Genomic DNA, 25,983 nt, shown 5'->3' on the forward strand with positions numbered 1-25,983 from the left:
GCAATGGAACGGGAATCTAACCGGGGGCTTTATCAGCTCCCGGGGGTGTTAGTACAGTGGGGGAATTGCGGGAAAGGGTTAAGCTTTGACGAGTTCGGGCCACAGCCGCAGGGTGGTACGTGCGATCTGCATCAGTTTTTCAAACGTTGCACCTTCACGGGCGCTGATCGACATACCTTGTAAAATACAGTTCAGGTATTCAGCCAGTTTTTGCACGTCACAGTAGGCGGGGATTTCACCACGTTGCTGACGCTGATGAAGAAACTGAGTAAGCGTCTGTTCTTGCATTGCATGGCGGGATTTCACCGTGTGCGCAATATCACGGGAAGAGGCTGCCAGCGTCGCAGAAGTGTTAATCATGAAACATCCCGCCGGGGTGTCCTTGCTGGTAAAGCAGGTCGCTATGGCGGTGAAATAGTCTTCCAGTGCGGACTCAAGGCTTTTTTCTTCACAAAACAGCTGGGCTTCGTGTTTCGCCGCAAAGCGGGTGATGTAGCGGTCCAGTACGGCACGGAACAACCCTTCTTTATTGGTGAACTCCGCATACAGCGTGGGCGCTTTTGCGCCGGTAGCTTCTACGAGATCGGCGAGCGAGGTCGCTTCATATCCGTGCTGCCAGAAGAGTGTCATGGCCTTATCAAGCGCGGCTTCCCTGTCGAACACTTTTGGTCGGCCACGGCTTTTTTTTGCACAACCTGTCGTTTCAGTTGTCATGGCGCCGATGTACCTTTGTTGGGTTTATTGAATAACCATTATAAAAATATTCGACTGCACACTCCAGCGGATTCACGATAAAAATAAATTATAGCTATTGGTATGAAAAATAAGACCTTTATATTTTATATAACGATCATTATAAAAAAACATTGACGTGTGACCTGGATCACATCTATGATTTACCTATCGATCGTTAAGTTAATCTTTTCGACACCCATTCATCTGCTAAAGGTCACTATCATGAAAAACGTAAAAACACTGTTTGTTGCTGCTGTTCTTAGCTCACTGTCATTTGCAAGCTTTGCCGCTGTTGAAGTTCAGTCCACACCTGCGGGTCAAGAGAAAGTTGGTACTATTTCTGCGAATGCGGGGACTAACTTAGGTTCACTGGAAGATCAACTGGCGCAGAAAGCCGATGAGATGGGTGCGAAGTCTTTCCGTATTACTTCCGTTACCGGTCCTAACACCCTTCATGGGACTGCTGTTATCTACAAATAAGATTTAACCCATCGCAATGCCACTGCGAGTTAAATAAAAAAACCCCGCGGAATAAAATCCAGCGGGGGTTTTTTTATGTGCGGAGTTTACATCGGCTGTTGAGCAACGTCGTGATGACGGGTCACATCGACCGGCATGCCTGAGCGAATCTCCATCGCATGATCCATGACGGCGCTATCTGTTTGCGCCGCATTTTTAAATGTCTGCATGGACGAATTCAGCACGATTGGCAGCAGTTGCGGGTCGTCATTGATTTTTTCGGACAGCGGTTGATGCACTTCTACTAGCCGCACGCCGTTAGGCTCAACGGATGCTTTGATCGGCGTATTGATAATATTGACCTTAGTTCCGGGCGTTACCTGACGGAACAGGGTTTCGATATCACCGTCGCGCAGACGAATACAGCCGGAGCTGACGCGCATGCCGATGCCAAAGTCAGCATTGGTGCCGTGCAGCAGATAGACGCCGCCGTATGCCGCTAAGCGAATTGCATGATGGCCCATCGGGTTATCCGGACCGGCAGGTACAACGGCAGGCAGGTCAATTCCGTTTGCTTTGTATCGCGCGCGGATATTTGCCGTCGGCGTCCAGGTGGGGTTGGCGCGTTTATCAGAAATGGTGGTTACCATCGTAGGCGTCAGCGTGTCACCACCTAACTGGCCAATACCAATAGGATAAACGGTCACCGAATTGGTCCCCGGCTGGTAATAATAAAGACGCAGTTCGGCGAGGTTGATAACAATACCTTCGCGCGGGGCGTCAGGTAGCAGAGTTTGTAACGGTATAGTCAGCACGCTGCCCGGACGTGGTACGTAAGGGTCAACGCCGGGGTTGGCCTGCAGCAGCGCTAAAAAGCCGACATTATATTTTTTCGCAATCGCCTCCAGAGAACCGCCATTGTCTTCAACAACGTGAACGGTATTCTGGCCCACCAGACGGCTTCCCGGCGGTGGCAGCGGCCAGGTGTTTGCCTGAGCCGGAAGTGCTAACGCGAAGGTCGCTGCCAGCGTAAAAAACGCGAGCCAGCGAGAGAGTCGTTTATTGTTTAACATCACCATAAATCCATTGTTTTTACGTGGTTTTTATTATGTAAAAGTAAACGAGAATTATGGCGGTTTGCTGTGTCTGGAAGTGCAGGGAAGTGCAAAGAGTTTGTAAATTCATCAGGCCGGGTGAGTGGTGTGCTCACCCGGCCTGTTCACTATGCTACGGCGTTTTCTTCAAGCTGACGCATAAACTGGCGGACCCAGTCGATCCGCGTTTTACGCTCGCCCAGATCCTGCATAAATTTCAGTCGGGTTGGGCCGTCCAGACGGAAGTGTTGCGGTTGTTTTTGCAGTAAACCAATCAGCCAGACCGGGTTGACGTGGTTTTTCTCGGCAAATTCAATGGTACCGCCTTTGTCATGACCTTCGAGCTTTCTGATCCCCAGTTTCTGCGCCTGCTGGCGTAAACGAGCGATATCCAGCAACGTACGAGCCGGGTCGGGCAGCAGGCCAAAACGATCTATCAGCTCGACCTTAATCTCTTCCAGTTCGTTTTCGCCTTTCGCGCTGGCAATGCGCTTGTAGAACGATAGTCGGGTGTTAACATCCGGTATATAGTCATCCGGCAGCAGAGACGGCATACGCAATTCAACTTCGGTTTGCTGGCTGGTGAGATCTTCCAGTGATGGTTCGCGTCCCTCTTTGAGCGCATCGACAGCATTTTCCAGCAGCTCCATATACAACGAGAAGCCGATGCTTTCCATGGAACCACTTTGATCTTCACCCAGCAGTTCCCCGGCGCCGCGAATTTCAAGGTCGTGGGTCGCCAGCGCAAATCCTGCACCCAAATCTTCCAGCGAAGCGATGGCTTCCAGACGCTTTTGCGCGTCGGTGGTCATTGCTTTTGGATGCGGCGTCAGCAGCCAGGCGTACGCCTGATGGTGTGAGCGTCCCACACGACCGCGTAGCTGGTGCAATTGCGCTAAACCAAAGTGATCGGCGCGTTCGATGATAATAGTGTTGGCGGTCGGAATATCGATCCCGGTTTCGATAATGGTGGTACACACCAGCACGTTAAAACGCTGATGGTGGAAATCGTTCATCACGCGTTCCAGCTCGCGCTCGCGCATTTGCCCGTGGCCGATACCAATACGCGCTTCCGGCACCAGTTCTGCTAATCTGTCAGCGGTTTTCTGGATATTTTCGACGTCGTTAAACAGATAATAAACTTGTCCCCCGCGCAGAACTTCACGCAGGATCGCCTCGCGTACCACCAGGCTGTCGTATTCGCGCACGAAGGTTTTGACCGCCAGACGACGAGCAGGCGGCGTGGCGATAATCGACAGATCGCGCATGCCGCTCATCGCCATATTGAGCGTACGCGGAATAGGCGTTGCCGTCAGGGTCAGAATATCGACATCCGCACGCATCGCCTTGATGCGTTCTTTGTGGCGAACGCCGAAACGGTGCTCTTCATCGACAATCAGCAGACCCAGATCTTTTAACTTCACATCCGCTTGCAGCAGTTTGTGCGTGCCGATGAGAATATCAATTTTCCCCTCGGCAACCTGTTCCAGAATCTGCGCTTGCTCTTTGGCGCTACGGAAACGGGACAACATCTCAATGCGTACCGGCCAGTTGGCAAAACGATCGCGGAAGTTGTCGAAGTGCTGCTGTGCGAGCAGGGTAGTCGGAACCAGCACGGCAACCTGTTTGTGGTTCTCTACGGCAAGGAAAGCGGCGCGCATCGCGACTTCGGTTTTACCAAAACCGACGTCACCGCACACCAGGCGGTCCATGGCCAGAGGTTGGCACATATCGCTGAGTACAGCGTTGATCGCCTGCGCCTGGTCAGGCGTGGTTTCAAACGGGAAGCTGTCGCAAAACAGCTGATACTGTTCACGGTCATGCTTAAAGGCAAAGCCTTCTTTCGCCGCGCGCTGGGCATAAATATCCAGCAGCTCTGCCGCGACATCGCGCACCTTCTCAGCGGCTTTCTGTCGGGCGCGTGACCAAGCATCGCCGCCCAGTTTATGCAGCGGTGCATTCTCTTCTGCACCGCCTGCATAGCGGCTGATCAGATGCAGTGACGACACCGGCACGTACAGTTTGGCATCGTTGGCATAGGTGAGCATCAGATATTCACCGGTGATACCGCCCGCTTCCAGCGTGGTCATCCCGGCATAGCGACCCACGCCGTGTTCCAGATGCACTACCGGCTGACCGGGATGCAGCTCTGCAAGGTTACGAATTAATGTATCCGGGTTGATGGTGCGACGCGAATCCTGGCGGCGACGCGCCACGCGTTCCCCAAGCAGATCGCTTTCACAAATCAGTGCCAGATTGCGTTTGCTATCGATGAAGCCGTGCTCAGCTGCGCCAATCATCAGATAACGACCGTTATCTACGGCTTCATCGAGTCGCAATATCCGCTTCGGTGCCACTTTGATACGAGCGAGCAACTCGCCAAGCGCTTCACGTCGGCCTTCACTTTCGACCGAGAAAATCACCGGGCCGGTAAAGCCCTCAAGGAATTTACGTAACGCATCTAACGGTGATTTTTGCTGTGCCTGCACGGCGATGTCCGGCAGCTTCTGGAACCCGAGGTTGGTATTCGCAGCTTTGTTCGCCAGACTCTCGGTTTTCAGTTGAACGCGCGGCCAGCGTTTAAGTTCAGAAAACAGCTCATCAACCCGCAGCCACAGCGATTCCGGCGGCAGAAGCGGGCGCATTGGATCAACACCGCGATTTTCAAAGCGTGACAGGGTATCGGCCTGGAAGCGTTCTGCGCTGGTCTCGATATCACCGGTATTGACCAATAACGTATTGGCAGGGAAGTAGCTGAACAGCGGCGGCAGCGGCTCGCTGAAAAATAGCGGTTGCCAGTATTCAATACCCGCAGGTAACGTGCCTTTGCTGACCTGCTGATAAATATGTTCGGCGTCGCGTTTAACCTCAAAGGTATCGCGCCACTGACTACGGAATAGCTCGATGGCCGTTTTGTCAGTCGGGAATTCGTGCGCGGGAAGCAAATTAATGGCATCGACTTCTTCCAGCGTGCGCTGGGTGTCGGTATCAAACAGACGCAGGCTGTCGATTTCGTCATCAAAGAAATCCAGACGATAAGGCAACTCGCTGCCCATCGGGAACAGATCCAACAACGCGCCGCGCGTGGCGAATTCGCCGTGTTCCATGACCTGATCAACATGGCGATAGCCAGCGCTATCCAGCTGTTCGCGCAGGGCGTCGCGCGAAAGCCGCTGACCTTTTTTCATGACCAGCGCATGCCCGTGCAGATAGCTGTGCGGACAGACACGCTGCATCAGAGTATTTACCGGAACGATCAGCACGCCTCGCTGCATGGCAGGCAGTTGATACAGCGTAGAGAGACGCGAAGAGATAATCTCCTGATGGGGAGAAAAACTGTCATAGGGCAGCGTTTCCCAGTCGGCCAGGTTCATCACCATCTGGTCGGTAAACTGACGAATTTCATCATGCAGGCGCAAAGCATTTTGCATGTCCGGCGCGATCAGCACCACTGGACCGGCGTGATGTTCGGCGATTTCGGCGACCAGCGTTGCGCAGGCGGCACCGGTAAGCTCACCCAACTGGCGCTGATCGCCAGCTTTCGCTGGGAGCGTGTAACGATGTTGTTCAGGCATTCGGTTGTCAGGTTCTCGTTTAGATATACATCTGATAAGCAATGTTCTTTATTATCCGTGATCGTTTCTCATAAGCAAATTGATTCGCCCCCTGATGGGGGCAAAAAGCGCGTTGGGGTTAGCGCGAAACGACCGATAATGAAGGCGGGGAAAAGAGCAGGTCGGCCACTGTTTTTTGTGAAATTTTACGCACCAACAGGCCAAACAAGGTGCACAGCAGCAGGCAGGCGAATGGATACACCAGCAGCAGGGCCAGCTCTGCATATGCAGGCCAGGCGGCATGATTAATGTTTGGGATTAGCGTTAAGCTGAACAGCTCAACCAGAATACGGTGGGTGGTGTAGATGGCGATGGTATTGGCACCAATTACGCTTAACGGGCCGGACTCACGCATACCAAAGCGCAGCTCAAATTGATAAAACAGCTTCATGATCAGCACAATGGAAAGAAGAGAAAGTAATAGTGAGACATTTGCCAGCCACGCGACGATGGCGGCGATTGCGCTAACCAGAACAATGAGCGCATGGCGGCGCAGGGGCACCTCCTTAATCCATACCATCAGCGTTGCGCCAAACCATGCACCGAGGCTGTACCAGGGCAGATTGCGAATCACGCTGTTCATTCCCCACCACGGCGTCGGGACAAAGTTGATCGTCACGCTCAGCGCCACAAATAACGCCAACAGCGGTACTGCCCAACGGCTGAAAATTTTACACAGAACAAAATAGACAATCAGCGCGTACAGATACCACAAGCTGGTACTGGCGGTCAGCATCCCGTGGGTAAAACCTGCGATCGAACCAGCATAAGCGGCGTTGGCAGCATGGCTCAGATCGCGCTGTGGGGCCAGCCAGTTATTGAGCGCCACTAACGCCAGCCATTGCACCACACCCCAGAGAATCAGCACCCAGGCAATACTCCAGATCCGTTTATCCACGCAGGTGGTCCACGGGACGCTATCAATGTAGCGACGGATCAGATATCCCGAAATAAAGAAAAAGACCGGCATGCGAAACGGCGCCAGGTACAAATTGAGGTAAATCCAGCATTTGCTCAGCAGCTCTGAAAGCGGATGCTGAAAAGTAGTGAGGTGAGGGTAAAATGTGATTACCGAGTGGTAAATCACCACCAGACAAATACATAACCCTTTGATTTGATTAATCCATAGTTCTTTTTTATTCATCGAGACGGCGTATCCATATTGTTGGTTATAGCCTGCCATCCTGCGCAACCCGCTGTGCGCTGTAATGCGTAACTGTCTGCATTTTGATTTTTTAAGATAAAGATCAGGGTCCAGGATGGAAGGGAAGAGGGACAGCTTTAGCGAATTGATTTATTTATACTTTTAGGAATAGTGCTGACGAACACTTACGGTTCAGTCATTTACCCATTCCGCTTTCGCTTATATACTCGTGACTTTGCTAACAGCAACCAGACGGATTTCATGTACCAACCTGTCGCTCTATTCATCGGCCTGCGTTATATGCGTGGGCGTGCAGCAGATCGCTTCGGTCGCTTCGTTTCCTGGCTCTCCACCATTGGCATTACCCTCGGGGTGATGGCGCTGGTCACGGTGTTGTCGGTGATGAACGGTTTTGAGCGCGAGCTGCAAAACAATATTCTTGGCCTGATGCCTCAGGCCGTCCTCTCGTCTGAACAGGGTTCCCTCAACCCGCAACAACTGCCGGAAAAAGCGGTGGTGTTGAACGGCGTCAACCGAGTTGCACCCATAACTACGGGAGATGTGGTGCTGCAAAGCGCGCGTAGCGTGGCGGTCGGCGTGATGCTCGGTATCGATCCGGCGCAAAAAGATCCGTTAACGCCGTATCTGGTCAATGTGAAGCAAACAGATCTGCAACCGGGTAAGTATAATGTCATCCTCGGCGAGCAGCTTGCCGGGCAGTTGGGCGTGAACCGTGGCGATCAAATTCGCGTGATGGTGCCTTCGGCCAGCCAGTTTACGCCGATGGGACGTTTGCCGAGCCAGCGTCTGTTTACGGTGATTGGCACCTTCGCCGCCAACAGCGAAGTAGACGGCTACCAGATGCTAACCAACATTCAGGATGCTTCCCGCCTGATGCGCTATCCGGTGGGCAATATTACCGGCTGGCGTCTGTGGCTGAACGAACCGTTAAAAGTTGATACGCTGAGCCAGCAAACGCTGCCGCAGGGCACCAAATGGCAGGACTGGCGCGAGCGCAAAGGGGAACTGTTCCAGGCCGTGCGCATGGAGAAGAACATGATGGGGCTACTGCTTAGCCTGATCGTGGCTGTGGCGGCTTTTAATATTATTACCTCGCTGGGTCTGATGGTAATGGAGAAGCAAGGGGAAGTGGCGATTCTACAAACGCAGGGGCTAACGCCGCGGCAGATAATGATGGTGTTTATGGTTCAGGGGGCCAGTGCCGGGATTATCGGCGCGCTGCTTGGCGCGGTGCTGGGCGCATTGCTCGCCAGCCAACTGAACAATTTGATGCCAATTATTGGTGTGCTGCTGGATGGTGCGGCGCTGCCGGTCGCTATTGAGCCGCTGCAGGTTATCGTCATTGCGCTGGTGGCGATGGCCATCGCGTTGCTGTCTACGCTTTATCCTTCCTGGCGCGCTGCCGCCACTCAACCCGCTGAGGCTTTACGTTATGAATAAGATCCTGTTGCAATGCGACAACCTGTGCAAACGCTATCAGGAAGGCACTGTGCAGACCGATGTCCTGCACGATGTCAGTTTTAGCGTCGGCGAAGGTGAGATGATGGCGATTGTCGGCAGCTCTGGCTCCGGCAAGAGTACGCTGCTGCATCTGTTAGGCGGGTTGGATACCCCGACTTCCGGCGACGTCATTTTTAGCGGTCAGCCAATAAGCAAGCTCTCGTCGGCGGCGAAAGCGGAACTGCGTAATCAGAAGCTGGGCTTTATTTACCAGTTCCACCATTTACTGCCGGACTTTACTGCGCTGGAAAACGTAGCGATGCCGCTGCTGATAGGCAAGAAAAAACCGGCTGAAATAACCGAGCGTGCACGGGATATGCTGAAAGCCGTAGGACTGGATCATCGTGCCAGTCATCGCCCGTCTGAACTGTCTGGCGGCGAACGCCAGCGTGTGGCCATCGCTCGTGCGCTGGTGAATAACCCGCGTCTGGTCCTGGCGGATGAGCCAACGGGTAACCTGGATGCGCGTAACGCGGATAGCATTTTCGAGCTTCTGGGCGAGCTGAACCGCTCTCAGGGCACGGCATTTCTGGTGGTGACGCACGATCTGCAACTGGCGAAGCGGATGAGCCGCCAGCTTGAAATGCGCGATGGTCGCCTGACGGCTGAACTGAGCCTGATGGGAGCTGAGTAATGGCTTCGCCTTTATCGTTATTGATTGGTCTGCGCTTTAGCCGTGGTCGGCGGCGCGGCGGTATGGTTTCGCTGATATCTGTGATTTCCACCGTTGGCATCGCGTTGGGTGTGGCGGTGTTGATCGTTGGTTTAAGTGCCATGAACGGATTTGAGCGTGAGCTGAACAACCGTATTCTGGCCGTAGTCCCACACGGAGAGATTGAAGCCGTAAATCAGCCGTGGAATAACTGGCAGGAAGCACTCGACAAAGTACAAAAAGTGCCGGGTATTGTCGCCGCGGCGCCTTATATCAACTTTACCGGACTGGTAGAGAGCGGGGCGAACTTACGCGCGGTGCAGGTGAAGGGCGTTGACCCGAAACAGGAACAGCGTTTAAGCGCACTGCCATCCTTCGTGCAAAACCATGCCTGGGATAATTTTAAAGCCGGTGAACAACAAATCATCATTGGTAAGGGTATTGCCGATGCGCTGAAGGTGAAGCAGGGCGACTGGGTGTCGATTATGATCCCTAACGCCAGCGCGGATCATAAATTACAGCAGCCTAAACGCGTGCGTTTGCACGTAACGGGAATTCTGCAGCTGAGCGGTCAGCTCGATCACAGCTTTGCCATGATCCCAATGGAAGATGCGCAGCAATATCTGGATATGGGAACCAGCGTTTCCGGGATTGCGCTGAAGGTTAACGACGTGTTTAACGCCAATAAGCTGGTGCGGGACGCGGGTGAAGTCACCAATAACTATGTTTATATTAAGAGCTGGATCGGTACTTACGGCTATATGTATCGCGATATCCAGATGATTCGCGCCATTATGTATCTGGCGATGGTGCTGGTGATTGGTGTGGCCTGCTTTAATATCGTTTCCACGTTAGTGATGGCGGTAAAAGACAAAAGCGGCGATATTGCGGTATTAAGAACCCTCGGGGCGAAAGATGGGTTGATCCGTGCCATTTTTGTCTGGTACGGCCTGCTGGCGGGTCTGTTCGGTAGCCTGATAGGCGTCGTCATCGGGGTGGTTGTCTCGTTGCAACTGACGCCGATCATCAACGGAATCGAGGCGCTTATCGGTCATCAGTTCCTGTCCGGCGATATCTATTTCATTGACTTCCTGCCATCGGAATTACACTGGCTGGATGTGATTTACGTGCTGGTGACAGCACTCGTGCTGAGTCTTTTGGCAAGTTGGTATCCGGCGCGTCGCGCCAGCAATATTGATCCTGCGAGAGTACTTAGCGGCCAATAACAACAATAATACACGACAGCATTCATGCTGCATCAAGGCGTAGCCAACGCAGAGGCATCTTGAAGGATGACGTGTATCAAGGAGCGGTGATGTATTACGGATTTGACATCGGCGGGACCAAAATTGCGCTGGGCGTGTTTGATAAGCAACGTCGTCTGCAATGGGAAACTCGCGTCCCTACACCTCGCGACAGCTACGACGCTTTCCTTGATGCGGTCTGCAATCTGGTGACGGAAGCTGACCAGCGTTTTGGTATCAAAGGTTCGGTCGGTATCGGGATTCCTGGCATGCCGGAAACGGAAGACGGCACGTTGTACGCGGCCAACGTTCCTGCCGCTAGTGGCAAACCGCTCCGCGCAGATCTTAGCGCTCGCCTTGACCGCGATGTTCGTCTGGATAACGATGCGAACTGTTTTGCTCTCTCCGAAGCCTGGGATGACGAGTTTACCCAATATCCGCTGGTGATGGGGTTGATCCTCGGTACGGGCGTTGGCGGCGGCCTGGTGCTTAACGGGAAATCCATCACCGGACGCAGCTATATCACCGGCGAGTTTGGTCATATTCGTTTGCCGGTTGATGCGCTGACGCTGATGGGCTTTGATTTCCCGCTGCGCCGCTGCGGATGCGGCCAACTGGGATGCATCGAAAGCTATCTTTCCGGCGGTGGATTTGCGTGGTTGTATCAGCATTACTACCATCAACCGCTGGATGCCCGTGAAATTATCGCGTTGTGGGAGCAGGGCGATGAACATGCGCGTGCACACGTAGAACGCTATCTGGATTTGCTGGCGGTGTGTCTTGGGAATATCCTGACTATCGTCGATCCTGATTTGGTGGTGATTGGCGGAGGCTTATCGAATTTTACCGCTATTACGACGCAACTGACGGACCGACTGCCACGTCATCTGTTGCCGGTTGCCCGGGTACCGCGTATTGAGCAGGCACGGCACGGTGATGCCGGCGGGATGCGCGGGGCTGCTTTCCTACATCTTACCGATTAATACAAAGAGGTTGTTATGCTGTCGCGTCGGGGTCATCGGTTAAGCCGCTTTCGTAAAAATAAACGCCATTTGCGCGATCGCCTGCGTCAACGAATCTTTTTCAGAGACAGAGTGGTGCCTGAATTGATGGAAAAACCAAGAGTGCTGGTACTGACGGGAGCGGGAATCTCCGCTGAGTCAGGAATTCGAACTTTCCGCGCGGCGGATGGTCTCTGGGAAGAACATCGGGTTGAGGACGTTGCGACTCCGGAAGGATTTAGTCGAAACCCGGAACTGGTTCAGTCGTTTTATAACGCCCGTCGCCATCAATTGCAACAGCCAGAAATCCAGCCCAACGCGGCGCATATCGCACTGGCAAAACTCGAAGCCGAACTGGGCGACCGTTTTTTACTGGTGACGCAGAACATTGATAACCTGCATGAGCGTGCGGGCAGCCAGAACGTTATCCATATGCACGGCGAACTGCTCAAAGTTCGCTGTTCGCAAAGCGGGCAGATTCTGGAATGGAAGGACGATGTGACCCCGGAAGATAAATGTCACTGCTGTCAATTTCCGGCACCGCTGCGACCACACGTGGTGTGGTTTGGTGAAATGCCGCTGGGCATGGATGAAATTTACATGGCGCTGGCAATGGCAGATGTATTCATTGCGATTGGCACATCGGGACATGTTTATCCGGCTGCGGGTTTTGTGCATGAGGCGCGGCTGCATGGGGCACATACGGTAGAACTAAATCTCGAACCGAGCCAGGTTGGCAGCGAGTTTGAAGAGAAGTATTACGGTCCGGCAAGCCAGGTGGTGCCAGAGTTTGTTGAGAAGTTATTGAAAGGTCTGTGAGCACGGATGGCGTAGGCCCGATAAGCGCAGCGCCATCGGGCAGTGATGATGCGCCGGATGCGACGCTGGCGCGTCTTATCCGGCCTAAGAGGAGGGCAATTAGCGTCCTGCTTTCAGCTTCTGATAATACTCTTCATAGATAGCGCTGGCGGAACCGACGTCGTTCTGCCATTCCCCTTTGTTGATGGTTTCTGCGTCAGGGTACAGGGTTTTATCATTTGCGACTTCAGGGCTTAACAGCTTACGTGCTGCCAGGTTTGGCGTCGGATAACCAATAGTTTCCGCAACTTCTTTCGCCACGTCCGGGCGCAGCAGGAAGTTAATCAGCTTCAGCGCACCTTCTTTGTTTTTCGCGTTAGCCGGAATAGACAGGCTATCCATCCAGAAAATGCCACCTTCTTTAGGCCATACCACTTCCAGCGGTGTACCTGCCTGACGCGCAACATACGCGGAGCCGTTCCATACCATCCCCAGATTGACTTCACCTTCCATATACGGGTTGGCCGGGTTGTCAGAGTTAAACGCCGCGACGTTAGGCATCAGTTTCTTCAGCTCGTTATAGGCGGCTTCAATCTCTTTCGGGTCGGTGGTATTGCCGGAGTATCCCAGCTTGCGCAGCGCCATCTGGAACACTTCACGCGCATCATCCGTTAACAGCAGACTGCCTTTGTACTCCGGTTTCCATAGATCGGCCCAACTGGTGACGGTTTTCGGATCGATAGCATCGCTGTTTACGCCAATGGCCGTCGCACCCCAGATATACGGGATGGAGTAGTCATTGTTCGGGTCAAACGGCTTGTTGAGCATTTCCGGATCGAGGTTGTGGAAGTTGGTCAACGTCGACTTGTCGATCTTCTGGATCATGCCTTCTTTACGCATTTTATCGACGTAATAGGTGGACGGAACCACCAGATCGTATGCGCCGTCTTTATAGGTTTTGAGCTTGGCGTACATGGTTTCGTTCGACTCGTAGGTCGAATAGATAACCTTAATGCCGGTCTCTTTGGTGAATTGTTCCAGCAGCCCTGGCGGGACATACTCGGTCCAGTTATAGAAATAGAGCGTGTTGTTGTCATTCGCGTGAGCGGCGCTCATGCCCAGTGCCAGAGCACCCGCCGCGAGCAGGTGGCGTGACCATTTTTTCATCATTTAACGTCCCCTGAATTAAGGGCCTCAGCGGCCCTTGGTTTTATCACGTGCAATAAGCTGGCTGGCGATCACCATAACCAGCGACAGAACCAACAAAATGGTCGCCAGCGCGTTCACCTCTGGTGATACACCGACTTTGACCATTGAGTAGATTTTTAATGGCAGAATTTCATAACCCGGTCCGGTAACGAAGGACGAAACGACGACATCATCCATCGACAGCGTAAAGCTCAGCAACCAACCTGCTGCCACCGCAGGCATAGCCAGTGGCAGTATAATCTTGCGCAGAATAGTTACTTCGCTGGCACCCAAATCTTTAGCAGCCTCAAGCATGCGTACATCAAAACCTTTCAGGCGTGAGTAAACTGTCACCACCACAAAAGGCAGACAAAAAGTGATATGTGAGAATAACAGCGACCAGAAACCCAGTTGAATGCCGATCAGCATAAACAGCACCAGCAGAGATATTGCCATCACAATATCTGGCGACATCATCACCACGAACAGCATACCACTGACGAACGGTTTACCGCGAAAACGGTAGCGGTACAGCGCAACCGCAGTGAGTGAGCCGATCAAGGTGGCAAACGTGGCGGATAGCACAGCCATCGTCAGCGAGTGCTGCGCCGCCTGCAACAGGCTGTCGTTATTCATCAGCAGGCCGTACCATTTGGTAGTAAAACCCTGCCAGTTGATGCCGAAGCGCGAGCTGTTAAAGGAGTTCACAATCAGAATGATGATTGGAATATACAGATACGCGTAGATAGCGGTCATAAAACCGCCGCGGAGCAGTCGACCGATCATTCGAGTTCCACCTTCTTGTTCAGCAAGCGCGAGGCACGCCAGTAGATCAGCAGCATCATACCCATCACGATGGTCAGCGTAATGCTGGTGGCTGCACCAAACGGCCAGTCACGGATGTTCAGGAACTGAACTTTAATCACGTTGCCAATCAGCAGGTTTTTCGCGCCGCCCATTAAGTCGGAAACGTAAAACAGCCCCATTGCGGGCAGCATGACCAGCAGGCATCCGGCGATAATCCCCGGCATCGTCAACGGAATAATGATGCGGGTGAAGGTCTGAAGTTTACTGGCACCTAAATCGCGTGCGGCTTCCAGCAGCGGTTTATCGAGTTTTTCAATGCTGGAATAGAGCGGCATCACCATAAACGGTAGCAGGATGTATACCAGCCCGATAATCACCGCGCTGGGGGTAAACATGATGCGAATGGGTGTATCGATAACCCCGAGCCATAACAGAAACTCGTTGAGATAGCCTTTGGTACTGAGGAAAATTTTGAGTCCGTAGATGCGAATAAGTGAATTGGTCCAGAACGGAACAATCAGCAGGAACAGCAGCAGCGGGCGCACTTTTTCCGGCAGTTTCACCAAAAACCAGGCAAACGGGTAGCCGAGTACCAGACAGGCGAGCGTGGCAATCAGCGCCATATTGAGGGAGTGAACCAGCACCTCAAAATAGAGCGGATCGAACAGGCGCGTATAGTTCTCCAGCGTAAAGACCATTTTGACGAAATTGGCGTCGTCGCGGGTCAAAAAGCTGGTACCGATGATCATCAGGTTGGGCAGAAAGACAAATAACACAAGCCAACCGACAATGGTGACGATCACCACACTCTGGAATTTACTTGTGTTCTTCATCAGCCAGTACTACCTCCCAGCTTTCTACCCAGTTAATCGCCATTTTCTGGTCGAGAGAGTGGTCAAAGTCAGGATCGTCTTCATTGAAGAATTCGCTGACCATCACCATCTTGCCATTTTCCAGTTCCACAACCGACTCCAGCGTCATGCCTTTGTAGTTGCGTTCGCGCACGTAGCCGATCAGGCCTTCGATATGATTATCATCGTTGATTTCATCTACGCGCAAATCTTCAGGACGTAACAGGACGTGCAGCTTTTGTCCGGGAACCACCGCGAAGTTGACATAAATATTGCACTCGCGACCTTCAACGTTAGCACGAACACGCTGTTCATCCAGACGTTCAATCACCGTGGCGTTAAACATATTGATCTCGCCGATAAACCCGGCGACGAACAGATTCTTGGGCTCTTCGTAGATTTCGCGCGGCGTACCGTCCTGCTCAATCTTACCATCGCGCATCACCACGATGCGGTCGGACATAGTCAGCGCTTCTTCCTGATCGTGTGTGACAAAGACAAAAGTGATACCAAGCTTACGCTGCAGCGCTTTCAGTTCATTCTGCATCTGCTTACGCAGTTTGTAGTCCAGCGCAGAGAGGGATTCATCTAACAAGAGTAAGCGGGGTTTGTTGACCACAGCTCGGGCAATCGCTACGCGCTGCTGCTGGCCGCCGGAAAGTTGATGCGGTTTTCGCTGGGCGAACTCTTCCAGTTGCACCATGCGCAGGGCTTCGGTAACGCGGGGAGAAATGTCGGCTGCGGGCGTTTTTTGCATGCGTAAACCAAAGGCCACATTCTCAAATACGGTCATGTGGGGGAATAACGCATAGCTTTGGAAGACGGTATTCACGTAGCGGTTTTCCGCTGGAACGTGAGTAATGTCCTCGTTGTCCAACATAATATGACCGGAATCAACCGTTTCCAGACCGGCAATCAGGCGAAGAACGGTTGTTTTACCGCAGCCAGAGGGGCCAAGCAGCGTAAGAAACTCGCCATTATTGATGGTCAAATCCAGGCTGGAAATCACCTCTTTGCCATCGAAACTTTTGCGAATTCCCGCTAATTGCACCAGTGGAGAAAGCGAACGCGGTTGTTTATTCAATTTTTTACTCTGTCCCATGTAAACGCAACGGATGGCTGACCGATGCGGGGTTTGTGGTTAACCACCTTGATGACTCTTAATGAGGGCCGTTATTCTACGGCAAACCATTGTAATCGCCAATCCTTGTTGCGAATTACTGACTTAGCCCTATAGTCAGAGGGGATGTCAGGGCGAAATATTCTCACTTGCGGGGATAAAAGTGACCTGACGCAATATTTGTCTTTTGTTGCTTATTGATAATGTTGTCACAAAAAGTGAGGGTGACTGCATGGATAAACTACTTGAGCGTTTTTTACACTACGTGTCGCTGGACACCCAATCAAAATCGGGCGTGCGGCAGGTACCCAGCACCGAAGGACAGTGGAAATTATTACAACTGCTCAAACAACAGCTCGAAGAGATGGGGCTGGTTAATATTTCACTGAGCGAAAAAGGCACGCTGATGGCAACGTTACCCGCTAACGTTGCTGGCAATATTCCTGCGATCGGCTTTATTTCCCATGTGGATACCTCACCGGATTTCAGTGGTAAAAATGTCAATCCGCAAATTGTTGAAAACTATCGCGGTGGCGATATTGCGTTAGGCATTGGTGATGAAGTTTTATCGCCAGTGATGTTCCCGGTGCTGCATCAACTTCTGGGTCAGACGCTGATCACTACAGATGGTAAAACGTTGCTGGGCGCGGATGATAAAGCAGGCGTGGCGGAAATCATGACCGCACTGGCTGTGCTTATCCAAAAAGATATTCCGCACGGTGATATCCGCGTGGCCTTTACACCGGACGAAGAGGTGGGTAAAGGGGCGAAGCATTTTGACGTTGCGGCATTCGATGCGCAGTGGGCCTATACCGTTGACGGTGGTGGCGTAGGTGAGTTGGAGTTTGAAAACTTCAACGCTGCGTCGGTTAATATTAAAATTGTTGGCAACAATGTGCATCCCGGCACCGCAAAAGGTGTGATGGTAAATGCGCTGTCGCTGGCGGCGCGTATTCATGCAGAGGTTCCGGCAGATGAAAGCCCGGAAAAGACGGAAGGCTACGAAGGCTTTTATCATCTGGCGAGCATGAAAGGGACGGTCGATCGGGCGGATATGCACTACATTATTCGTGATTTTGACCGTAAGCAGTTTGAAGCGCGTAAACGCAAGATCATGGATATCGCCAAGAAGGTCGGTAAAGGGTTACACCCCGACTGCTATATCGAACTGGTGATTGAAGACAGTTACTACAATATGCGCGAAAAAGTGATTGAGCATCCGCACGTACTGGATATCGCCCAGCAGGCGATGCGCGATTGCGATATTGAGCCGGTGCTAAAACCGATCCGTGGCGGCACTGACGGCGCGCAGCTGTCGTTTATGGGATTACCGTGTCCGAATCTGTTCACCGGCGGCTACAACTATCATGGTAAACATGAGTTTGTAACCCTGGAAGGAATGGAAAAAGCGGTACAAGTGATTGTGCGTATTGCTGAACTGGCCGCGCAACAAAAATAAAGTATGTGTAGTTGCCGGATGGCGCTTCGCTTATCCGGCCTACATTATTACACTCCAGTAGGCCTGATAAGACGCGTAGCGTCGCATCAGGCACACTTCGCATTACCCTTCGAAGAACCAGTACCCGCTGTTGACCAGCGCGGCAAGCATGGCAAGGAAAGAAGGATCTTCCAGCGCATCCTCAAAGTTCTCAGCCGTCAACACAATATGACTGGCCAGCGCTTCCAGGGCAGGACGATGCGGTGAATCAATTTTCTCACCGTTAGCGTAGACGTCGTCGCCAATACGCAATACACGCAATCCGCCCAGACGCACTAACACATCACCTTGCTTCAGGGCATCGTAAATTTCGTCTGGCTGATACGGTGGCTCCGGCGGGGCAATATCCAGTTCATGACGAGACTGAGAAATAAACTCGCCAAACCACTGCTGGAAATGTTCTGGTTGATTAATCAGCCCGAGCATCATTTCGCGCAGCTTATCCATCTCCTGCGGCAGAACGTCGGCCGGATGATCGCGTGGCGGCAGGTCAGGATCGCTGTAATAGGTACTACCCAGTTCACGTTGTAAAACGTAATCGGCGAACCCGCTGATCAGCTCGCGAGTGTTTGGCGCACGGAAACCGACCGAATAGTTCATCGCGTTTTCCAGCGCATAACCTTCGTGCGGGAATCCCGGTGGAATGTACAGGATATCGCCGGGTTCCAGCTCTTCATCGATGATAGCTTCAAACGGGTCGACCTGAAGGAGATCCGGGTGAGGGCAGTGTTGTTTCAACTGCAGTTTTTCACCTACGCGCCAGCGACGACGACCTGTTCCCTGAATGATAAATACATCGTACTGATCCAGGTGCGGGCCAACGCCGCCGCCGGGGACAGAGAAAGAAATCATCAGGTCGTCGATGCGCCAGTCCGGTAATTCACGGAACGGGCGCATCAGCGCGGCAGTTGGCTCGTGCCAGTGGTTGACCGCCTGCACCAGCAAAGACCAGTTGTTCTCGCCAAGATGGTCGTAGCTTTCGAAAGGACCGTGGCTAACCTGCCATTTTCCGTCCTGGTGGCTGACGAGTCGGCTGTCGACTTCGCTTTCCATTGCCAGTCCAGCCAGTTCGTCAGGAGAGAGAGGATCAATAAAATTGTTAAACCCGCGTTTTAAGACCACCGGGCGTTTCTGCCAGTGGCGTTCAAGAAAATCGGGCCAGTTAAGTGTGAGTTGGTATTCCATAATGAGCATCCCGCAGGCTGGTATCTGCAACCGATTATAACGGATACTTAACCTCAAGCGTGAAGTCAGTACATATTTATTACATGCGACGATTACTCGTCTTTCTGGCCCGGCTGCTGGCGACCAAAAATAACTTCCATGCGCGCACCACCCAGCAGGCTATCACCGGCAATAATCTGCCCGTCATACTGTTCGGTGATTTCTCGCGCCACCGCCAGACCGACGCCTTGTCCTGGACGTAGCGTATCTACGCGCTGTCCACGGTCAAACACCACTTCCCGTTTGCTTTGCGGAATACCAGGACCATCATCTTCAACCAGAATATGCAGCTGATCCTCAGACAGTTGCGCTGAAATCTCGACAAACTCCAGACAATATTTACAGGCGTTATCCAGTACGTTGCCCAACACCTCGACAAAATCATTCTGTTCGCCCACAAAGCTGATTTCAGGTGAGATATCGAGATTAATGTTGACGCCTTTACGCTGATACACCTTATTCAGTGCCGAGGTCAGTTTATCCAGCAACGGCGCGATCGGGTGCAGTTCGCGGCTGAGTAGGGCACTGCTGCCACGCATGCTCGCGCGATGCAGGTAATAACCTATCTGTTGGGAAATACGGCTGATTTGTTCCAGCATGACAGGCTCTGCGTCGCTGACGCTCATCTTTTCATTACGCATTGAGCGCAGAGTACTCTGCAATACCGCCAGTGGTGTTTTCAGGCTATGGGTGAGGTCTGTTAACGTGGTGCGGTATTTGTCATAACGCTCACGTTCGCTTTTTAACAGCCGATTGAGATTACGAACCAGGCTGGTCAATTCGCGTGTGGTGGCGGGGTTTAGCATCTCACGATGATGTTCCTCAAGCTCACGGACTTCACGCGCCAGCGATTCAATCGGCCGCAGGCTCCACCACGCGGCCACCCATAACAGCGGAATGACCAGCAACAGATTGGCGACCAGCACATAAATAAACCAGCTCCAGACCATATACGAGCGCTTTAGCTCTATCGGAATGGTATCGACAACCACAATGGTCAGTTGCGGCATTCTGGCAGTAGCAGGATAGACGTTTACCGCCACGGAGTGGGTCATTTCGGCGTCGTCGTCATCTTCTCTGACTTCTTTTAACTGTTGCTGCGCGGAGTGATCTTCGCCCAGTAAGGTGCTGGTGGCGTCTACATTGGCTTCAATTTCATGAAAACCGTTCGTTTTTAGCCAGTCCGGTTGGATACTTTGCGTCAACCAGGGAACATTGCGCTGCGCCCACAACAACTCACCGCTTTCGTTATAGATCAGCGACATTGTTGGGCTTTGCATATCGAGATTTTCAGGCAACTCGACGTTTATCTTGCCGTTTTCCCACTTTGCCAGGGTATAGAATAGATTACTTTCACCCCGCAGCAGGCGGAACGTTGTCTTATCAAAGCTGACACTGTAACCCACAAGGGCAACCATGCCGTAGGCCAGCGACAGCACCAACACCACGCCTGCAGTTGCCAGTAAAAAGCGTAACCGCAGCGATAACGGGAAAAAATGACGCAATAGTTTATTCATTAGCGCAGTTCAAAAAGATATCCCTGGCCACGCACGGTAGTGATCACCTCATGCGGATATTGCGCCTGAATTTTTTTACGTAGACGCCCCATCAGAACATCAATAGTGTGACTTTCGCGCAGCTCGGCATCCGGATAAAGCTGCAGCATGAGCGAATCTTTACTGACCACTTTGCCATTATTACGGATGAGTGTTTCCATAATGGTATATTCAAACGCAGTGAGCTTGATAACTTCATCATTGACGGATAACTCGCGTCGGGAGAGGTCCACCTGAAAAGGCGGAAGGGAGATAATTTGCGATGCCAGACCGCTGTTTCGACGCATCAGTGCCTGCATGCGCGCAGCCACTTCTTCGATGTGAAACGGTTTGGTGACATAATCGTCAGCGCCTGCACTGAGGACTTCCACTTTGTCCTGCCAGCCTTCGCGCGCGGTTAATACCAGAATTGGCAGCGAAACCTCATTACTGCGCCAGCGGCGGATTAGCGACAAACCATCTTCATCGGGGAGCCCTAAATCAACGATCGCGATATCCGGCAGATGCTCATTCAGATAATAGTCCGCTTCCTTCGCATCTTCTGCATCATCCACCTGATGCCCTAAATCCTGTAACTGAACCTTGAGGTGGTGGCGTAATAAAGCATTATCCTCGACAACCAGTACGCGCATCATCGTTTCTCCCTAAAATAATGGTATGAATAGTTTAACGCTGATTATGTGGATTGAAAGCAGCGCTATGAAATTAAATAACTTTTCTCATGCTCCCCTGCCCGTGGGGGCGCCCTGGGGGCAGTGCCGTTGGCATCTGATTGTTCAGCATGTTGACCTGATCCTGGTTCATGTCGCCAATCCACTTGGAGTAAACCTCGTACACCATGCGCGCATCTTCATGTCCCATCTGACTCGCTATGAATGACGGGTTCGCTCCGGCCATCAACGTCCAGCATGCGTAGGTATGCCGTGACTGATAAGGATTCCTTTCGCGGATATTTGCAAGTTTAGTGCCTCGCTTCCAGCCATAGGCAATCGAGTTCTTGGAGAAGTAACTGCCTTTTTTTGACGAATATGCTGTTGGTGAAAAAACGAAGCGAAGAGATTGCTGCTCAGTTTTTCCGATCTCCCGATGGTGAAATCGAATTTCTTGCTTCGGATTAGCGCCGGTGACTTCGTATTGTTCCTTCAGTGCATCCAGAGCAGGTTTAAGCAACGTTATCGTCCTTATTCCGGCATCTGTCTTAGGGGGTACAAATACTCGCTTATTCGTCAAACTTCTGGATACGTGGATTTCACCTTTTACCAAATCAATGTCTTCCCATGCCAGGGCGCATATCTCGCCCGGCCTCATCCCCGTATGTACGGCAACAATAATGATTAATGCCTGGCTACGGGGAAGGGCGGCTATCAGTGCCTGGTACTCATGAAGTAAAAGTGGGTCGGGATCATTTTTAGATAACTTGAGTCGCGACACTCCTTCATAAGGAGCATGCAATATAAACTGGCTTCGGTTTGCGAGCTTAAGCATTTCTGATAAAACTGCCATCTGTTTATTGACTGTTGAGGGCGCGCGGCCCTGCCTGGTCAGATTCGGCATTGCCGGGTTAATAATTGTCCCGGTCAATAACTCCTTTCGGTAATGCAAAATATCGGCATGCTCAATATCTACCAGACGGGTATTTTCTCCGACTACACGCAGTAACGTATTTACGACCGAAGTAAGCGATAGCAGTGTTGCACCAGATACCTCTAAGGCTTTGGTGTCTGTAAAAAAATCACTTAGTTCTTTAAACGTGGTAATTTTTTTGGTTGTGATGAACTTCTTAAGCGCTTTGGATTCCGGGAAACGTTCCGCATAGTCGAACTTACCGAGCTGTATTTCACTTGTTATGAGCGCACGAAGATTTCCAGCTTTTTTGATGTTGCTGCTGTTCACCGTCCAGCCGCGAAGGACTTCGCGGCAACGTTTGCCGCGATAGGTAAATGTGATCCGTATTTTTCCATTATGCAGCTCAACGCCGGTTGGAAAGTCCATCATGCATCCTGTACTAATTGGTTAATCTTTGGATAGTTGTACCAAAGCAGACCTTTAGAATTGTCAGTTTCCCCGAGAGCTGTCAGATGTTTGAAATGCACGCCTTCGATCCACAAATTCAACCGATAACTTTTAATTTGTCTTTCCGACAAGCCGGTCTTTTCTGTTAGTCGCGCTTCAACCATCCACTCTTCGCTGAAAATGAGTTGCGACATACATAACTCCGATGCCGCCAGCTACAACAGTACATGCTGTAGCTGGCTGTAAGTGAAAACCTAAAATCAGTTTTTTGTCAGGCGCTGCCAGATTGCAGATACGTATTTGACCTGATGCCGGGCGTCAGAAAGCGCATTGTGCATGCCGCCTTCAAATGGGATGTCGAAGCGCGGGTTGATACCGACAGATTTACCCAGTTCAACCATGGTCCTTACGTCCCTGTCATTCCAGAACGGAACAGCGAAGGGAGTCTCTGTTAATGCATATGCGCGGCGGAGAATGACGTTATCAAACGAGCATCCATTACCCCACAGCTGAACAGTGTGACTACCGTTAGCAGCATTTTCAGCAATGAAGTCAGCCAGTAGTTCAAGGGTTTCACGCAGCCCCATGGCCTCATCAACCAGAATTGCAGAGCGGGCTTCAGATGATTGTTTCAACCACCACTGAATTGTTGACGCATCCGGTTTCATGCCAAACGACATCGATGATTCAAGACTGACAACCTGGTAAAATTCGGCACCAGTGTTACCAGTTGAAGGATCAAAATATACGGCGCCGATAGAGACTATTGGTGCATCAGGACCGCTGCCCATAGTTTCCAAATCAACCATCAGGTGAGTATAAAAAGCGTTCAGGTGATCCGTATCTATATGGTGAACGGGTTCATTATTCAGGGACGCTTGAGGCTCACCAGTTGCATCAGTGCTTTCAACTGGCAAAGCTGCTGCTTCGCCCTGAGGCACATCAGGATTGGCTTTGATTTCGCTGTTGTCAGTTTTTTCCATCTGCACATCGTTGGTGGTTTCCTCGGTATTGGCTTGATGTAATTTTTCTTCGACGGCGCGCTGGCGTACCTGGTCTACGACAGAAAGCGCTGGCGCCGGCTGGTTACCCATCAGGCCATCAATGGAGAAAACACCGTTGCCCATGTTGGCGATTTCTGGTTGCTCGGCTATTGCCTTCTGTTCAGCTGTGGACTTCTCTTTAATCTCGTTTTCCCAGCTTTTTTCTGGTACGTGACCGGCTGCCGCCAGGGTTTCTTCAGTTGGGTGCTGGTGGTCGGTTTCAGTCAGGTTTTTGTTGATGTAACGGCTCAGCAGTTCCGGGAAATGGTGAGTGTTTTCTTCTGCACTACGAATAAGCGCGAAAATAGCTGCGCGGGAATAATCCAGGATGCCAGCGCGTTTGCGCAGGGCGGCGGACCACTCTTTGAACGGACTTTCGTTTTTAGAAATGATCTCTTTTGCACGACGGAAAACGCCACCAGGAATATCGTAGATGTTGAAATCCATTGGAAGTGTGGCCAGCGCAATATCAATGTCCAGAGTATCCAGCGTGTGGACAAGTTGCGGGTTGCGATCGGTCTTATTGCCTCCACCAGCGTTGGTTCCGGAGTCAGTGCGCTGAATCTGCGACACACGATTGCCCTTACACCACTCTTTAACCAGCAGCCCACGGTCAATGTGTTCAGTGTTGAACCAGGCCTTAAAGAACTGAATGACGGTGACCAGTTCAACTCGTTTTCCATCAACCGGAAAAACGGTTTTCAGCGCGCTGACAATCTTCCAGATATCGATCTCTGGCGCTTTCCTGAATGGTTCTACATTCTCGGCGGCAAGCAGCAGGTTCTGCACATAGCTGTTATCCACATCCAGTTCGAGTTCCTGAATAGTTTTCTTCTGCTCAGTATCAATATGGTAAGCATATTCTTCAGAAATAAACTGAGCTAAGAGGCGCTGGCGTAGCGGCAGAGTCGCAACGGTAATAAGCTCTGGCGTTACAGGTGGAGTGTCATGTTCATCACCCGCAACTCGTGCTTTCTTATTATTAACCCACTCCTGAACGATAAGATCCCGCTTTTCTGGTTCTTCAATCCATTCGGTAATAAATTGCTCAAATGAAGCAACGGTATAGACCTGCTCACGGTCAAAAACTTCTTTTATTGCATTTGCCAGCTTCCACTCAACATGAGCAGAAAGCTCTTTCACCGCCGGCACATTCGCAACGGCCAGTAACAGGTTTTGTACATAGAGATCATTTTCGTCCAGTACCATTTGTCCGATCTGGATGTGCTGCGCTTCACTGATTTCCTTCTCTTCAGTGTCATTGACCAGGTGCGCAATCAGTCGCTGAGACAGGCGCAGGCGAGATATGGGGCGGAGCAACGTTGGTGCATCGCTGGTGGGTACATTGGCACTGGTAGTTTCAGGTTTTTGCTGGCAGGAAGTCTCCTGATTCTCATGATCAGGCTTCTGTTTCAGTTGCCACGTTTGCTGATCTTCTGCCAGTTCGTAACGATCGCACCATGTGTCATCAAGTGTGCTTTCCTCAGGAAGATCGTCAACAACAAACCAGTTGGTGCGGACAGGTAATTGATAGTCGGCGCCACGACCGACGGCAATATCGTTGTCTTCGAGAATATTGAGGATTTCGCGTTCTGCACGGGAATCTGATTTCGCAGAGAACCAGCAAAACAGGTTTTTTGCCTCAGTTGCTTTCGCTTTGGCTTTAATAAGATACGCATACGTTAACATTGCGTTCGGGCTCCATTGGATTGTAAGATACCCGGCAACTGATGATCGCCGCCTAAGGTAGTGGTTATTGGTCAAAACTCGTTCCGGAAAGCTTTGGTCGGCTGACCGGGTACTTAACCCGCCTTGCGCGGGTTTTGTGCTTTATGGGGTAGGGGATTTTCCCTGCACCAACTGTGCGACGGGGACCCACTCCAGAGCATTCAGCACGGGCTCAAATGAATCAGGCGTGTGAGTAACGGCGCGAACGACGTCAGCCACGCTGGGGTTTGCTTTGCTAAGGTGGTACCCGCCACCAGCGCCACGCTGGCTGGTGACGATTTCACTTCTGCGCAGCTTCGAGAAAATCTGCTCGAGGTAAGACACAGACAGCTTTGATTCTTTACTGATAGATGCGACGGAAACAGGGCTGCCGTTGTAAATCCTGTTGAGGATGGCAACCACCTGAACAGATGCCACCACACGTTTCATTCCAAATTCCATAGTCACTTCCTTACTGATGCTGGCAACAGCCATTGGTCAAACTCGTTATGAACGAACTGCAGTCTGTTGGTCGGCAGACGGGTCGCCCTTCTGGGCGAGCATGTAGCAAATCAGTCGAATGATTACTTCAATGCGATTTAGATGTACGGCCTGACACCGCACTGGTTTACGCGCAAAATCAATCATTTTGGTTTCCTTGTTTTACCGGTCATTTCTCCATTTCAGGCTCGGTGATAAGCTGGTATTTCCCAT

The 25,983-nt window shown here is 51.6% G+C and carries 22 protein-coding genes and 1 pseudogene; 7 read left to right on the top strand and 16 right to left on the bottom strand.

The genetic code is table 11. From position 1 onward, the window contains the following. Positions 1–78 precede the first annotated feature (78 nt). A complete protein-coding gene (comR, locus tag WN16_RS12965) occupies positions 79–714 on the bottom strand; it encodes a TetR family copper-responsive transcriptional repressor ComR (protein ID WP_003030812.1) in 636 nt (211 codons plus the stop codon). 243 nt (positions 715–957) lie between these two features. Between comR and bhsA the strand changes: the two genes are divergently transcribed. Continuing rightward, positions 958–1,215: a multiple stress resistance protein BhsA gene (gene bhsA, locus WN16_RS12970; RefSeq protein ID WP_003030810.1), complete on the top strand. Its 258-nt coding sequence runs from the start codon at positions 958–960 to the stop codon at positions 1,213–1,215. A gap of 86 nt (positions 1,216–1,301) precedes the next feature. On the opposite strand, the gene WN16_RS12975 is transcribed toward bhsA, so the two are convergent. From WN16_RS12975 to WN16_RS12985, 3 genes are all read right to left on the bottom strand, one after another. After that, positions 1,302–2,267, bottom strand: coding sequence for a L,D-transpeptidase family protein (locus WN16_RS12975; protein ID WP_044700617.1), 966 nt, complete (start codon positions 2,265–2,267; stop codon positions 1,302–1,304). Positions 2,268–2,416: 149 nt separating this feature from the next. Beyond that, positions 2,417–5,863 (bottom strand): transcription-repair coupling factor, encoded by a 3,447-nt coding sequence (gene mfd, locus WN16_RS12980; protein ID WP_044700616.1) that lies wholly within the window; start codon positions 5,861–5,863, stop codon positions 2,417–2,419. 118 nt (positions 5,864–5,981) lie between these two features. Further along, complete coding sequence (locus tag WN16_RS12985) at positions 5,982–7,046, bottom strand: acyltransferase family protein (RefSeq protein WP_016149996.1); 1,065 nt, start codon at positions 7,044–7,046, stop codon at positions 5,982–5,984. 261 nt (positions 7,047–7,307) lie between these two features. Between WN16_RS12985 and lolC the strand changes: the two genes are divergently transcribed. The 5 genes from lolC to cobB all read left to right on the top strand — a co-directional run bounded on the left by lolC (position 7,308) and on the right by cobB (position 12,283). Further along, the gene (gene lolC / locus WN16_RS12990) at positions 7,308–8,507 is read left to right on the top strand and encodes a lipoprotein-releasing ABC transporter permease subunit LolC (RefSeq protein ID WP_003030806.1); all 1,200 of its coding nucleotides are present in this window, start codon (positions 7,308–7,310) and stop codon (positions 8,505–8,507) included. Continuing rightward, complete coding sequence (lolD, locus tag WN16_RS12995; protein WP_044700614.1) at positions 8,500–9,201, top strand: lipoprotein-releasing ABC transporter ATP-binding protein LolD; 702 nt, start codon at positions 8,500–8,502, stop codon at positions 9,199–9,201. The genes lolC and lolD overlap by 8 nt, the downstream gene beginning before the upstream one ends. After that, entirely contained in the window at positions 9,201–10,445 is a 1,245-nt protein-coding gene (lolE, locus tag WN16_RS13000) for a lipoprotein-releasing ABC transporter permease subunit LolE (RefSeq protein WP_003030804.1), read from the top strand. Before lolD ends, lolE begins: the two co-directional genes overlap by 1 nt. An 89-nt stretch (positions 10,446–10,534) precedes the next feature. Further along, the gene (nagK, locus tag WN16_RS13005; protein ID WP_003030802.1) at positions 10,535–11,446 is read left to right on the top strand and encodes an N-acetylglucosamine kinase; all 912 of its coding nucleotides are present in this window, start codon (positions 10,535–10,537) and stop codon (positions 11,444–11,446) included. A gap of 15 nt (positions 11,447–11,461) precedes the next feature. Continuing rightward, a complete protein-coding gene (gene cobB, locus WN16_RS13010) occupies positions 11,462–12,283 on the top strand; it encodes a Sir2 family NAD+-dependent deacetylase (RefSeq protein ID WP_003030799.1) in 822 nt (273 codons plus the stop codon). A gap of 99 nt (positions 12,284–12,382) precedes the next feature. On the opposite strand, the gene potD is transcribed toward cobB, so the two are convergent. The 4 genes from potD to potA are packed head-to-tail and all read right to left on the bottom strand — an operon-like array spanning position 12,383 to position 16,210. Further along, positions 12,383–13,429, bottom strand: coding sequence for a spermidine/putrescine ABC transporter substrate-binding protein PotD (gene potD / locus WN16_RS13015; protein WP_003030797.1), 1,047 nt, complete (start codon positions 13,427–13,429; stop codon positions 12,383–12,385). 27 nt (positions 13,430–13,456) lie between these two features. Beyond that, complete coding sequence (gene potC / locus WN16_RS13020) at positions 13,457–14,236, bottom strand: spermidine/putrescine ABC transporter permease PotC (RefSeq protein WP_003030794.1); 780 nt, start codon at positions 14,234–14,236, stop codon at positions 13,457–13,459. Beyond that, on the bottom strand, positions 14,233–15,090 hold the full coding sequence (gene potB, locus WN16_RS13025; RefSeq protein ID WP_044700611.1) for a spermidine/putrescine ABC transporter permease PotB: 858 nt from the start codon (positions 15,088–15,090) through the stop codon (positions 14,233–14,235). Before potB ends, potC begins: the two co-directional genes overlap by 4 nt. Then, positions 15,074–16,210, bottom strand: coding sequence for a spermidine/putrescine ABC transporter ATP-binding protein PotA (gene potA, locus WN16_RS13030; protein WP_003030791.1), 1,137 nt, complete (start codon positions 16,208–16,210; stop codon positions 15,074–15,076). Before potA ends, potB begins: the two co-directional genes overlap by 17 nt. A gap of 250 nt (positions 16,211–16,460) precedes the next feature. Here potA and pepT point away from each other — a divergent pair, with 250 nt between their 5' ends. Beyond that, positions 16,461–17,687 carry a peptidase T gene (pepT, locus tag WN16_RS13035; protein ID WP_016150059.1) on the top strand — a complete coding sequence of 409 codons (1,227 nt, stop codon included), beginning with the start codon at positions 16,461–16,463 and terminating at the stop codon, positions 17,685–17,687. Positions 17,688–17,789: 102 nt separating this feature from the next. On the opposite strand, the gene roxA is transcribed toward pepT, so the two are convergent. The 8 genes and pseudogenes from roxA to WN16_RS24530 form a co-directional block, all read right to left on the bottom strand. Beyond that, positions 17,790–18,911, bottom strand: a complete 1,122-nt coding sequence (gene roxA, locus WN16_RS13040) for a [50S ribosomal protein L16]-arginine 3-hydroxylase (RefSeq protein WP_003030786.1) — start codon at positions 18,909–18,911, stop codon at positions 17,790–17,792. A 92-nt stretch (positions 18,912–19,003) separates the two neighbouring features. After that, complete coding sequence (gene phoQ, locus WN16_RS13045) at positions 19,004–20,467, bottom strand: two-component system sensor histidine kinase PhoQ (protein ID WP_003846712.1); 1,464 nt, start codon at positions 20,465–20,467, stop codon at positions 19,004–19,006. Beyond that, a complete protein-coding gene (gene phoP / locus WN16_RS13050) occupies positions 20,467–21,138 on the bottom strand; it encodes a two-component system response regulator PhoP (protein WP_003030783.1) in 672 nt (223 codons plus the stop codon). Before phoP ends, phoQ begins: the two co-directional genes overlap by 1 nt. A gap of 73 nt (positions 21,139–21,211) precedes the next feature. Further along, positions 21,212–22,498 carry a site-specific integrase gene (locus tag WN16_RS13055; protein WP_044700610.1) on the bottom strand — a complete coding sequence of 429 codons (1,287 nt, stop codon included), beginning with the start codon at positions 22,496–22,498 and terminating at the stop codon, positions 21,212–21,214. Next, the gene (gene xisR / locus WN16_RS13060) at positions 22,498–22,713 is read right to left on the bottom strand and encodes an excisionase family protein (protein WP_032943036.1); all 216 of its coding nucleotides are present in this window, start codon (positions 22,711–22,713) and stop codon (positions 22,498–22,500) included. The genes WN16_RS13055 and xisR overlap by 1 nt, the downstream gene beginning before the upstream one ends. Positions 22,714–22,779: 66 nt before the next feature. Further along, positions 22,780–25,251, bottom strand: a complete 2,472-nt coding sequence (locus WN16_RS13065; protein ID WP_052946585.1) for an exonuclease — start codon at positions 25,249–25,251, stop codon at positions 22,780–22,782. Between the two features lie 141 nt (positions 25,252–25,392). Continuing rightward, positions 25,393–25,731, bottom strand: coding sequence for an Rrf2 family transcriptional regulator (locus WN16_RS13070; protein ID WP_224776500.1), 339 nt, complete (start codon positions 25,729–25,731; stop codon positions 25,393–25,395). Positions 25,732–25,776: 45 nt separating this feature from the next. Beyond that, positions 25,777–25,920, bottom strand: a pseudogene (locus WN16_RS24530) (hypothetical protein); the annotation flags it as partial. Positions 25,921–25,983 lie beyond the last annotated feature (63 nt).

Source organism: Citrobacter sp. ABFQG (assembly GCF_004322975.1).
GTDB lineage: Bacteria > Pseudomonadota > Gammaproteobacteria > Enterobacterales > Enterobacteriaceae > Citrobacter > Citrobacter freundii.

Bases quoted from the DNA above. Each gene is read 5' to 3' on its own strand.
- comR (WP_003030812.1), bottom strand. From the start codon at position 714: ATGACAACTGAAACGACAGGTTGTGCAAAAAAAAGCCGTGGCCGACCA.
- bhsA (WP_003030810.1), top strand. From the start codon at position 958: ATGAAAAACGTAAAAACACTGTTTGTTGCTGCTGTTCTTAGCTCACTG.
- WN16_RS12975 (WP_044700617.1), bottom strand. From the start codon at position 2,267: ATGTTAAACAATAAACGACTCTCTCGCTGGCTCGCGTTTTTTACGCTG.
- mfd (WP_044700616.1), bottom strand. From the start codon at position 5,863: ATGCCTGAACAACATCGTTACACGCTCCCAGCGAAAGCTGGCGATCAG.
- WN16_RS12985 (WP_016149996.1), bottom strand. From the start codon at position 7,046: ATGAATAAAAAAGAACTATGGATTAATCAAATCAAAGGGTTATGTATT.
- lolC (WP_003030806.1), top strand. From the start codon at position 7,308: ATGTACCAACCTGTCGCTCTATTCATCGGCCTGCGTTATATGCGTGGG.
- lolD (WP_044700614.1), top strand. From the start codon at position 8,500: ATGAATAAGATCCTGTTGCAATGCGACAACCTGTGCAAACGCTATCAG.
- lolE (WP_003030804.1), top strand. From the start codon at position 9,201: ATGGCTTCGCCTTTATCGTTATTGATTGGTCTGCGCTTTAGCCGTGGT.
- nagK (WP_003030802.1), top strand. From the start codon at position 10,535: ATGTATTACGGATTTGACATCGGCGGGACCAAAATTGCGCTGGGCGTG.
- cobB (WP_003030799.1), top strand. From the start codon at position 11,462: ATGCTGTCGCGTCGGGGTCATCGGTTAAGCCGCTTTCGTAAAAATAAA.
- potD (WP_003030797.1), bottom strand. From the start codon at position 13,429: ATGAAAAAATGGTCACGCCACCTGCTCGCGGCGGGTGCTCTGGCACTG.
- potC (WP_003030794.1), bottom strand. From the start codon at position 14,236: ATGATCGGTCGACTGCTCCGCGGCGGTTTTATGACCGCTATCTACGCG.
- potB (WP_044700611.1), bottom strand. From the start codon at position 15,090: ATGAAGAACACAAGTAAATTCCAGAGTGTGGTGATCGTCACCATTGTC.
- potA (WP_003030791.1), bottom strand. From the start codon at position 16,210: ATGGGACAGAGTAAAAAATTGAATAAACAACCGCGTTCGCTTTCTCCA.
- pepT (WP_016150059.1), top strand. From the start codon at position 16,461: ATGGATAAACTACTTGAGCGTTTTTTACACTACGTGTCGCTGGACACC.
- roxA (WP_003030786.1), bottom strand. From the start codon at position 18,911: ATGGAATACCAACTCACACTTAACTGGCCCGATTTTCTTGAACGCCAC.
- phoQ (WP_003846712.1), bottom strand. From the start codon at position 20,467: ATGAATAAACTATTGCGTCATTTTTTCCCGTTATCGCTGCGGTTACGC.
- phoP (WP_003030783.1), bottom strand. From the start codon at position 21,138: ATGCGCGTACTGGTTGTCGAGGATAATGCTTTATTACGCCACCACCTC.
- WN16_RS13055 (WP_044700610.1), bottom strand. From the start codon at position 22,498: ATGGACTTTCCAACCGGCGTTGAGCTGCATAATGGAAAAATACGGATC.
- xisR (WP_032943036.1), bottom strand. From the start codon at position 22,713: ATGTCGCAACTCATTTTCAGCGAAGAGTGGATGGTTGAAGCGCGACTA.
- WN16_RS13065 (WP_052946585.1), bottom strand. From the start codon at position 25,251: ATGTTAACGTATGCGTATCTTATTAAAGCCAAAGCGAAAGCAACTGAG.
- WN16_RS13070 (WP_224776500.1), bottom strand. From the start codon at position 25,731: ATGGAATTTGGAATGAAACGTGTGGTGGCATCTGTTCAGGTGGTTGCC.